This is a genomic window from Treponema denticola, from assembly GCF_024400535.1.
Classification (GTDB): Bacteria; Spirochaetota; Spirochaetia; order Treponematales; family Treponemataceae; genus Treponema_B; species Treponema_B denticola_C.
This window is the reverse complement of sequence record NZ_CP038800.1, coordinates 1165860-1176875: the sequence shown is the minus strand read 5'-3', so window position 1 is coordinate 1176875 and position 11016 is coordinate 1165860. Positions and strand designations below refer to the sequence as shown.

The 11016-nt window shown below is 38.0% G+C and carries 11 protein-coding genes; 3 read left to right on the top strand and 8 right to left on the bottom strand.

Going from position 1 to position 11016, the window contains the following annotated elements; translation table 11 throughout:
• Positions 1-77: 77 nt before the first annotated feature.
• The 6 genes from E4N78_RS05345 to E4N78_RS05320 form a co-directional block, all read right to left on the bottom strand.
• On the bottom strand, positions 78-1151 hold the full coding sequence (locus E4N78_RS05345; protein WP_255812011.1) for a BMP family lipoprotein: 1074 nt from the start codon (positions 1149-1151) through the stop codon (positions 78-80).
• Positions 1152-1352: 201 nt separating this feature from the next.
• A complete protein-coding gene (locus E4N78_RS05340; protein WP_255812010.1) occupies positions 1353-2753 on the bottom strand; it encodes an aspartate ammonia-lyase in 1401 nt (466 codons plus the stop codon).
• 73 nt (positions 2754-2826) lie between these two features.
• Positions 2827-4395, bottom strand: coding sequence for a BCCT family transporter (locus E4N78_RS05335; protein WP_255812009.1), 1569 nt, complete (start codon positions 4393-4395; stop codon positions 2827-2829).
• Between the two features lie 163 nt (positions 4396-4558).
• Positions 4559-4957 carry a phosphotransferase family protein gene (locus E4N78_RS05330; protein WP_255812008.1) on the bottom strand — a complete coding sequence of 133 codons (399 nt, stop codon included), beginning with the start codon at positions 4955-4957 and terminating at the stop codon, positions 4559-4561.
• Positions 4958-4979: 22 nt separating this feature from the next.
• Positions 4980-5681, bottom strand: coding sequence for a hypothetical protein (locus tag E4N78_RS05325; RefSeq protein ID WP_255812007.1), 702 nt, complete (start codon positions 5679-5681; stop codon positions 4980-4982).
• A 196-nt stretch (positions 5682-5877) separates the two neighbouring features.
• A complete protein-coding gene (locus E4N78_RS05320) occupies positions 5878-6336 on the bottom strand; it encodes an NTP transferase domain-containing protein (RefSeq protein ID WP_255812006.1) in 459 nt (152 codons plus the stop codon).
• A 189-nt stretch (positions 6337-6525) separates the two neighbouring features.
• Between E4N78_RS05320 and E4N78_RS05315 the strand changes: the two genes are divergently transcribed.
• Both E4N78_RS05315 and E4N78_RS05310 read left to right on the top strand, forming a co-directional pair.
• Entirely contained in the window at positions 6526-7950 is a 1425-nt protein-coding gene (locus tag E4N78_RS05315; RefSeq protein ID WP_255812004.1) for an alanine/glycine:cation symporter family protein, read from the top strand.
• A gap of 61 nt (positions 7951-8011) precedes the next feature.
• Entirely contained in the window at positions 8012-8407 is a 396-nt protein-coding gene (locus E4N78_RS05310) for a GrdX family protein (protein ID WP_002668535.1), read from the top strand.
• 41 nt (positions 8408-8448) lie between these two features.
• Here the strand turns inward: E4N78_RS05310 and E4N78_RS05305 are convergent, their stop codons facing one another.
• Entirely contained in the window at positions 8449-9261 is an 813-nt protein-coding gene (locus tag E4N78_RS05305; protein WP_255812001.1) for a hypothetical protein, read from the bottom strand.
• 52 nt (positions 9262-9313) lie between these two features.
• On the opposite strand from E4N78_RS05305, the gene E4N78_RS05300 reads away from it, so the two are divergent.
• On the top strand, positions 9314-10498 hold the full coding sequence (locus tag E4N78_RS05300) for an HD-GYP domain-containing protein (protein WP_255811999.1): 1185 nt from the start codon (positions 9314-9316) through the stop codon (positions 10496-10498).
• A 2-nt stretch (positions 10499-10500) separates the two neighbouring features.
• Here E4N78_RS05300 and E4N78_RS05295 read toward each other — a convergent pair whose 3' ends face one another.
• The gene (locus tag E4N78_RS05295) at positions 10501-11013 is read right to left on the bottom strand and encodes a Smr/MutS family protein (protein ID WP_255811997.1); all 513 of its coding nucleotides are present in this window, start codon (positions 11011-11013) and stop codon (positions 10501-10503) included.
• Positions 11014-11016: the final 3 nt, after the last annotated feature.

Genomic DNA, 11016 nt, shown 5'->3' with positions numbered 1-11016 from the left:
TCAAAAAATAAGAAACGGCCCCCTTCCTTGGAAAAGCACTTTCTTTAGAAAGAGGGCTTTGTAAACTTCTTTAAGTTTTATTTAAATAAATCGCCTTGAGCTGCACTTACTACAATCTCACCCTTCTTTATTTTTTGATAAATTTCATTTACCTTTTTTTGAACATCATCGGAAAGGTTAGGATTTTTAGCAGGAATTCCAACACCGTTTTCTTTTACAGAGAACAATAATGAGCGTCCGCCTGTAAATGTTCCGTTTAATTCTTCCTTAACCATATCGTATGAAGCCTTATCAAGATACTTCATAGCAGATGTAAGAATTATAGAAGAACCGTCTCCTATAACTCCTTCTGCATATTGATCAACGTCGACACCTACTACCCAAACTTTTTTTCCTGCCTGAGTTCTGGTTTTAGCTTCGTTGATAACGCCTACACCTACACCTCCGGCTGCAGCATGAATTACGGTAACGCCCCTATCATACATAGAAGCGGCAATCTGCTGACCTGCTGCAATGTCGGAAAATCCGCCCTGATATATAAAGTTTTCAGGATAGATTTCAATTTTGGTACCGAGGTTTTCGTTTGCATATTTAATACCTTGCTGCCATCCCCAGTTAAATTTTTGTACAGCAGGGATTTCCATACCGCCGATAAAGCCGAAATTTCCTGTTTTTTGCTGTAAAGCAGCGGCAACACCTGCCAAGAAACCGGCTTCATTTTCTAAAAAGCTGATTCCGATTGTATTAGGTCCGTTTTGGGCATCATATGAATCGGCAGGATGAGCATTTCCGTCGATTATGATAAACTTGGCATCCTTGTACTTGGACTGAGCTTTAAATACGGCCGTCTCAAATTTAAATCCGGGACAAATAATAAATTTATATCCTGAATCATAGAGGTTTGAAATTTCTTTGATGTAGTCGGCTTCGGTTGTTCCGACAGGTTTTAGATATTTAACCTTTACACCAAGATCTTTTTCAGCTTTTTTAATACCTTCCCATGTTCCTTGGTTAAAGGATTTATCGTCTATAGTTCCGGCATCTGTAACCATACCGACCATCAAAGCCTTTTTGCCTTCTTCTTTGCTGCAAGAAGTCAGCACACCAAGAATTAGAAGACAACCGATGAAAATTTTAACAATATTTTTCATAGAAACTCCTTTTTTGTATGTTAATTGACAAAAAGTTAAAAATAAGTTTTTTATAGACAATTAACTAACAAAGTTAGTAAATTATACACTCTTTTTAGATTTATGTCAAATTGTAATTACGGCTTTTATAAAATAAGAAATTACTTTATTGAAATAAAAAAAGTGCGTCTAAAATAGACGCACTGAAATTAAGATTACAGATTAAGCTTTTACCATGTTCTTAGGCTTTGTCATGTTTTCGGGTTTTAGAACCTCATCCAATTTTTCTTTTGAAAGAAGGCCTCTTTCCAAAACAAGGTCATAAACGCTGCGGTTATCACGCAAGGCTGTCTTTGCAATATCGGAGGATGCCTCATAACCGATGACTGGATTTAAGGCGGTAACCAAGCCGATGCTTCGGTGAACACTCTCCTTACAATGAGCGTAGTTTCCTACAATGCCCGTAACGCATCTTTCTCTCAATGTCTTCATTGCATTTATAAGAAGTTTAATAGACTCAAAGATAGAATAAATCATAACGGGTTCAAAAACATTGAGCTCAAGCTGGCCCGATTCTGCAGCTAAAACAACAGCCGTATCGTTTCCGATAACCCTATAGCAAACTTGATTGACAACCTCAGGGATAACGGGGTTTACCTTTCCGGGCATGATAGAAGAACCGGGCTGCATCGGAGGAAGACTTATATCGTAAAGTCCTGTTCTGGGGCCCGAAGAAAGAAGGCGTAAATCGCTGCATATCTTTGAAAGCTTTGCAGAAAGGCGCTTTAACTCGGAAGAATATGTTACAAAGTCGGAGGTATCGTTCGTGGCGGCTATCATGTTCTTTGCAGCCTTTAGATCAAGCCCCGAAATCTTTGCCAAATGAGAGGTTACTTTCGGTGTATAGTTAGGATCCGAGTTGATACCTGTTCCGATTGCGGTAGCTCCCATATTTATGGTGTGAAGATTTTCCCTTGCAAACTGAATCTGAGGAATTTCGCTTTCCAAAGAAGCGGCATAGGATTCAAATTCTTGGCCGAGAGTCATGGGTACGGCATCTTGAAGCTGGGTTCTTCCCATCTTGATATTGTCTCCAAGTTCTTGGGCTTTTTTTCTAAAAGAAGAAATGAGGGATTTAAGCTCATCTATAAGAGCCGGTGTATTTAACGAGATGCCGAGCTTTGCAGCTGTAGGATAGGCATCGTTTGTAGACTGGGCAAAGTTTACATGATTATTGGGATGGCATGGCGAATAAGTTCCCTTAGCCTTTCCTAAAATTTCGTTTGCGCGGTTGGCTATAACTTCGTTTGCATTCATATTGGTAGAAGTTCCCGCTCCGCCCTGAATCATATCGACTACAAATTCTTTGTCGAATTTGCCTTCGGCAACCTCTTTACAAGCTTGAATCATAGCCTTGTAAACTTCATCGCTTAAATAGCCGAGTTCATGGTTAGCTTCGGCTGCTGCCTGCTTTGTATAAGCAAGCCCCTTAATAAAATCGGGAAAATCACAGAGCCTTAATCCTGTAATTTGAAAATTTTCAACACTTCGGAAAGTTTGAATACCGTAATAAGCATCTTCCGGAATATCCAACTCTCCGAGTAAGTCATGTTCCCTTCGCATAAAAAACTCCTATTTTATTGATAATTGCAAGCATTATAGTACTAAAACAAAAAAGGAACAAGGGGCGTAGAGCTTACCTATATCCTCCGTTATGTTTTAGTTCCTTAAAAAGACTTATAACTATCAATATTATTATAATTCCTAAAGGAAAGGCGGCTATAATCGAAAGACTTTGAAGCTGGTTTAAATTAGTTCCCACAAGGATTAAGGCTGCAGGAAGCATTACAAAAACTACAGCCCAAAATGCCCTTAAGCCCTTTTTAGGCTCCGAGTGTTTTTCAAGGTTCTTTTGAGAATAGGAAGCTATTACCAAAGTAATTGCATCAAAGGTACTCGAATAAAAGGCTATCATCGTAATTATCAAAACACCTAAAACTATTTTTGCATAAGGAAGGTTGTTAAGAATTTGCAAGATAACTTGAGAAGGATCCGTTTCCTTTAAAGCAGAAGCCGCATCAAATATTCCATGAGCCTGTAAATGAAGCCCGTAATTTCCAAGGATTATAAAAGAGCAATAAGTCCCCGCTATACCGCAGATAAGACCGCCGATTATGGTATTTTTTATTGTACGGCCTTCCGAAATTTTTCCTATAAAGAAAGGAGTTGCAACAAACCATGCTATCCAATAAGCCCAATAAAATATTGTCCAGTTTTGAGGGAAGCCCGCCCCGCCTTCTCCGGAAATACGCAATGGGTCCATCCATGTGGACATACCGAAAAAGTTTTGAATAACCTTTCCGATTCCCGTTATGCTTGTCTCAATTACATAGATTTTGGGTGAGGCTATAAAGACAAGACCTAGAAGAACACAAAAAGAAACAACCGAAATCTTTGCAAGCTGAGAAATCCCCTTTAAGCCCAATAAAACGGCAGCCGTGTAGACGGCAGCTATTATAAGAAGAATGGCAAGTGTCAAAATCTTCCCTTGAGGGATCCCAAAAATAGTAGAAACAGCCAAAGACAAAAGAGGAGTTGCAAGCGAAAATGTTGTAGCAGTTCCGGCCAATAATCCTATTACGGAAAAAACATCTATCATCTTTCCTATAGGACCGTCAATCTTATTCCCAAAAATAGGGCGACAGCTTTCGGACAGCTTTTGCTTTGTTCTTCCCCTTACATGGAGCATGTAGGCAAAGGCTACGGCAGGCACTATATGAAAAGCCCATGGTGTTATTCCCCAATGGAATAGAGGATAGGCAGCGGCCCAATCCTGCCTTTCCGCCAATGAAAGAGAAGACAGTCCGAAGGGACTTTCCCCAAAATAATATGCCCACTCTATAAGCGACCAGTAAAGAATATCGGCTGCCATAGTCGAGGTAAAAATCATAGAACCCCATGTAAAATTCCCGTAACGCGGTTTTTCAAGGTTTCCCAGCTTTACAGTTCCGAATCTTGAAACGGCTAAACCTATGGCGGTAAAAACAAGACCCAAGCCGAGCAAAATATAGAAAAACCCCAGTTTGTTTACAAAAACAGACCAAAGAGCATCAACTACCTTCATCGATTCTACAGGAAAAAAAAGAACCAATCCCGTCAAGCAGATTATTACTGCAAGGGGTAATACGGTTATAAGCCAGTCAATCTCATTTTTATCCTTTAATTCAAGTTCCTTTACACCCAATTCATCTTCAGTGTTCATCATTAATTACCTCCTACATATAAAAAAAATTTTGCAGGAAGCCTCAGCTTCCGAAAAGAGTTTTTTCAAGCAGTTTGTTTACAAACTGCATAAAATATAACGATGTTTTGTGCGCAGCACAAAACTCGAAGATAAACATGGAGGCTTGTATTTCAAGCCGTAATGTTTATCGTATTTCCTTTACCCTTTTATAATAATCCTTTGCATACCGGTACATCTTTAAACCGTAATCTCCAAAGTTAACGCCTAGCGCCTCTTTATAACAAGTCCAAAGGGCCCATAAAAAACCCGAAAGAGCGACATAGCAATAGATACGAAGCCTTTCATCTTTTTCAGGCTTTCTTTGAAAATAAAGCTCCATCAAATTTTCAAGTTCGGTATTGTCATAGTAGGCATAAATAGCAAACATTGCTATATCTATGAGAGGGTCACACATAGCCGCATATTCCCAGTCAATTAAATGCACATCATCGTCGCTAATTATAAAATTATCAGGCACAAGATCTATATGACATAAAACGTGAGGTTTTTCCATATTTTCAATCAATTCTAAAAGCTCATTCATTAAATTTCTAATCTCATTATAATCATGATATAAAATACCGTTTTTTTTCGTTTGCAATTTTTTCGTAATAATTTATCCGTTCACGAAGATCAAAGGAATGGGCAACATTTAAGCCGGACTCATGCAGGCGGCGGGCTACCTTCATACATTTTTTTAAGTCTTCAGGATTACGGGCATCCGCAGTATGGGAATTGGGAATAAACTTGGTAATTTTTACCCCCTTTTCAGGATCAAAGTAAATAATAGAATCGCTTAAATTTAAAGGAGAAATAGCCTTGTAGACTTCATATTCTTCCTTTCTATTTATAAGAGCTTCGGTCCCCTCTCCCGGTATTCTAAAAATATATTCTTCACCTTCAAATTCAAACAAAAAAGATTTGTTTGTCATCCCAAATTTAAGAGGCTTTAGATTTGTAATACTGTGCTCAGGACGTTTAAATACATCCGATATAAGTTCAAGCCATTTATCATGGGAGGAAATAAGATAAGATGAATCAAAGAGGCGAATTTCGTCAAGAGATTCAAATTCATATACCTGATGTTCACCCTGCTTGTTTGCAAACATGGTTAGCTCTTTTATATTCCTCATATAGACATCTTCCCAATACCAATCGTCCGTATCATCTCTTTTATAGGCTTCTTCAATCAAGGGACGTATCTTATCCGAAAACTCCTTTGAAAAATAGACGGGGCCGTACATAACCCAGCCGCTTCGGCCTCCCACTTTTTACGCTCATAATTTTATCGTGCAGACCTAGCTTTAATATCCACTCCTTTGTTTTGCCGGTTACCTTAACGGAAGAATACCATGAATCATATTCATGGGAATGATACATGTTCTCCCTAAGCCAATTATCGCTTGAAAGAATATAGGTGCTTTTAAGCTCATCTCTTACATGGTAAAGGGTCGAAAGATTGTTTTAATTTTTAAAGTCAGGATTATATACGAATTTTACACCGTACTTATCTATAAGATATTCAAAGGTTTCCTTTAAATAGCCTACGACTATAGTTATATCGTTAATGCCGGCAGTTTTCAGCTGTTCAATTTGCCTTTCGATCATTCTTTCACCGAATACTTCCAACAAGCCCTTAGGCGTTGCATAGGTTAAGGGTACAAAACGCGAGCCGAAACCGGCAGCCATAATAATTGCATTATCCACCTTACATTCCTCAAAAGCTTTTAAGGCATTTTCCGTAAGCCGCTTTTTCCCAAAAGGCGGAACTCCTTCGGTATACAAAAAACCGTCATGCTCCATATCAAATAAAATCTTATTCACATAGGCCAAGGATATTTTTAAGGTCTTAGCAATATTTCTTTGCGAAATATCCTTATCTTTTTGCATCAGTTTTATAATTTGAAAGTATCTTCTTTTCATACATCTACATTATACAAAAACAACGTTCAAAGTCAAGTTATTTTATATAAAAAAGTGAACATAATTATAAAAGTATTTTATTTTTACGTATCAATATCTTGACAACTTGTAATTTTGATTGTATAGTTAGTGTCGCTTGTCTTTAACAAGTCTATATCGCTATATGCGTAAAAGGAGTTTAATCGCACTATGGAACAATTTTTACAAAATCTTACAAGCCTTGTTTCGTCGGCTAACGGATTTATCTGGGGTGTTTACTTCCTCATTCCGCTTCTATGCGGTACCGGTTTGTTCTTTACAATCCGGTTAGGAGGAGTACAGTTTACAAAATTCGGAGCAGGCTGGAAACGCCTTTTCGGTAACTTTTCATTAAGCGGAAAAGAAGCCGGAAAGCACGGAATGAGCTCTTTCCAAGCTGTAGCTACAGCTATTGCAGCACAGGTAGGAACAGGAAACCTAGTAGGAGCCATGACAGCCCTCATCATGGGCGGTCCCGGAGCTATCTTCTGGATGTGGCTTGCAGCTCTTGCAGGTATGGCAACGAACTTTGCTGAAGCTTCTATTGCTCAAATTTACAAAACAAAGGATGATTCGGGGCAAACAGTAGGAGGTCCTGCATACTATATTTCTGCAGGTCTAAAAAATAAGGTAGGAGAAGGCTTTGCAAAATTCCTTGCAGGTTTCTTTGCCATAGCCATCATTCTTGCTCTCGGATTCATGGGTAACATGGTTCAGGCTAACTCAATTTCGGATGCCTTCCAGAATGCTTTCCATATTCCTACATGGATTACAGGTGCAGTTCTTGCAGTAATTGCCGGTATTATTTTCATGGGCGGTGTTAAGCGAATTGCTTCGGTTACGGAAAAAGTAGTTCCCATCATGGCTATTGTTTACATTGTGGTCGGTCTTATAGTCATTATCATCAATGCAGCTCAGATCCCCGAAATGTTTGCTATGATCTTTAAAGGTGCATTTAATCCCAAGGCTGTTTGGGGCGGAGCTCTCGGTTTCGGAATGGGAAGAGCAGTACGTTACGGTGTTGCACGAGGTCTTTTCTCTAACGAAGCAGGTATGGGTTCTACACCTCATGCCCACGCTGTTGCCGACGTAAAACACCCCGTAGAACAGGGTGTACTTGGTATCGTTGCCGTATTTATAGACACTTTCATCGTTTTAAACATTACTGTATTTACCGTTTTAAGCTCAGGCGTTGTACAATTTGAAGGAGGCGAAGCCACAATGAAGGGAATTAAGCTCGTTCAAGAAGCTTTCGCACAGCACTTGTTCGGATCCACATTCGGCTATCTTTTCATTGCCGTATGTCTTTTCTTCTTTGCTTTCTCAACCATCATCGGTTGGTACTACTTCGGAGAAACAAACATCAGATACTTATTCGGAACAAAGGGACTTATTCCCTATCAGCTTCTGGTAGTTATCTTCATCTTTGTCGGAAGCTTGCTTAAGATTGACTTGGTTTGGGAATTGACCGACTTCTTTAACGGAATCATGGTTATACCGAACCTTATAGCCTTGCTATTCTTAAGCGGAACCGTTGCTAAAGTCTTACGAGACTATAACAAGGGCCTCCCCTACGACGCAAGTCAGTACAAATAAGCACTAAAAAGGGCAGCTTAAGCTGCCCTTTATCTTTACTTTTATTTCCAAAACACAAGATATGCAAAAAGATTCACAAACTAATCAAAGACTTATTATTACAAATAACCCTAAAGTTAAGGCCTTCTATGAAGAAGATAGAACGGGCTTAAAAAACCGTTATGCCCTTAAATTTTTGGATTCCCGAGATGAAGTTTTTAAGACGGTAAGGGATTTAATACATTCCAACTGGAAGCTCTTAAACCATGCCATGGCAGGAAATATTCCGCTTCATAAGCACCCTTATAGAAGCATGGCCTTGGAACAGCAGGAAAAGCTTGATACAAATTCTCTTATTCTTTGGGAATCGGCAATGGAAAGGGTAAAAAGAGGCAAAACGCCGCCCTACCCCGATGATGTCTTGGAAGATTTCCAAGAATTAGACTATAACTTGTTTTCAGGTTCGGTAAAATTTTAAAAAATCTTATAAATTTATAGGACGAAAACAACTTGGTGAATTTAGAAGAAGAGCCACGAAGTAACATCATCTATTATTTTTGTTAAAATCATTACATGTATTTCCTGTTTTTCCGATTCTATATATTCTTTCCAGTCTTCATTAGTATAAAGCTTATTTATCTTTGAGCACAAAAGGAGCTCTTTTTCTTTTATTTCCTCAGGTGTAAGTTCTGAATAATTCTTGAGGACATTAACCGCAAAATATGTACTTAAGCTTTTTATTAAAGGATCCTTTACAGTTTCGGATACCTTATTAAACAATACGGTACTTTTTGGATAGTCTTTAAGCATTTGAAGGGCCAGTGCCGAATAAAAGGCCATCCATTCACTTACCCTTGTCTTTTCAACAGGCAAAGATGAAGTAAATTCAAAAAGGTCCTGATAATCTCCGGAAATCATCTTTGAAGAGGCAAATTTGGGAGCAAGTTTTGACAAATATTTAGGTTTATGTTCCTGCAAAAAAGAGCATAGCTTGTTCATGGAAGAAAAATCTCCTAAAAGAAGCAGGGCCTCAGCTAAGAGTTTTGAATTTTTATATGTAATTTTCTTTTTAGTAAAAATTTGCAATTCAAGATAAGAAGCCAATGATGACCAGTCTTCATTCTCAATATAATGTATCATAGGTCTATTTTTTAAAAACATAATATTTACAAAGATTATGAGAACAAAAAATATCGGCCCGAAAAACCAGTTTGCCTTCCAAAACTCTCTCATAAAAGAGCCGTCAGCATAAAATAAGGGCAGGAAGAAAACGGTAAACAATAATAAAATTAAGACGATATTAAATATAACAAATACTACTTTTAATTTCATATAAAATCCTTTATAATTATATATGTATATTGTACTACAGGAGAGCAAATAAGTGAATACCTATAATGCCGAACAGACAAAAGATTTATCATTTTTTAATAAAAATGTTTATTTAGACAAGAAATTTTTGCTTTTAATCCCAGAAACACCTCTTACAGCCGAGTTAAAAGCTATTTTAAGTGAATGGGATTTTTCTCTCCTATATTCTGACGGCGAACCATCAAGTTTTATGACTGTCAAAACAAATAAATCCGAAGCTTCAGACAAAGATGTATTGGATTCGACCAAAGAAAACGAACTTATTTCCGAAAAACTAAAAAAGCAAAAAGAAATGATGGAAGAAATCGAAAATAAATTCTGGGATTTTTTAAGATTTACGGATAAAATCTTTACCGATTATACAATGAAAAAAATCTTAGATCCGCGCATTGTTTTTGATAAAGTAAAAGAACTATGCGATTTTGTAAAAAACGATAAAAAGTTAATCCTTCTTATAGAAATGCAAAAATACTGCTCTCCTACAAACTATTTGGTAATGCACTCGCTTAGATCTTCAATTTTTGCAATTATTATAGGAGTTCAACTTAAAATGCCTCCTCACAGGCTAATAGAACTTGGAGCAGCCTGTCTTCTACATGAAATAGGCATGTTCAGACTTCCGCCTCAATACTATATGTATGATGCCCCCTTAAGCGAAGAAGGTAAAAAAGCCTTATTTACACATCCGGTTCTGTCTTATAACATCCTAAAAACATCATCATTTTCCCTGCCGATATGCTTAGGGGCATTAGAGCATCACGAAAGAGAAAACGGATTAGGTTATCCTAGAGGGCTTACAAAGGAAAAAATATCAATGTATGGAAAAATAATAGCCGTAGCCTGTTCCTATGAAGCCGCTACCTCGCCCCGCCCATACAAAGAAGCCCAAGATGCTTCTTCAGGTATTGTGGAAATGATAAAAAACACTAATAACCAATATGATGAAACTATCTTAAAAGCTCTTCTGTTCTCCTTATCATTTTATCCTGTAGGAATGTATGTACATCTTTCCAATGGTAAAATCGGGAAAGTCATAGATGTAAATCCTGATGATCCCCGCTTTCCTATTATACAGCTTTATGGACAAAGAAAATCTTCCGGAGATCCAGTAATTATACAGACAAAGGCGGACAGTACAATGATAAAGAGGCCTTTATCTAAAGAAGAACTAAAAAATATTGATCGAAACAGCGTATAAGCTTATTTTAATATAACCCAAGTTGAACCGGTTCCGCCGTCCGCACTTTTAGGATGACCTGTTTCACCGGCCCTTTTATGCTTTTCAAGATAAGAGCGCACAAATGGAGCCAAAACAGCCCCTCCTCCGGAATGGTTTCCCTTACCGTGGATGATTAAAATTTTTTTTAAGCCTCGGCGTATTGAATTCTCAAAAAATATATTTAAGGCTGCTTCCGCCTCATCACGGGTCATACCGTGTAAGTCGATCGCATCTTCGTGCCGCATATCCCGCAGCATTTTTCGCTCCATTGCATAGTCCCGGCAAGCCGAAGCTTCTCGAGCATCTTTGTCGTCAACGCCGTACCGCCTTAGCCAAAGCTCCATAGGATTAACCTTTTTTTTATTCTCTTCTTTTATAAGCCTATCTTGTACATCTTTATTAGACCGTTTATCTTTTTTGATTTGCTTTCTGCCGTATGGTTTTCCAGTAATTCTATCCCATTCATTTAAAATGTCTCCAAAATTTTTACTCATACA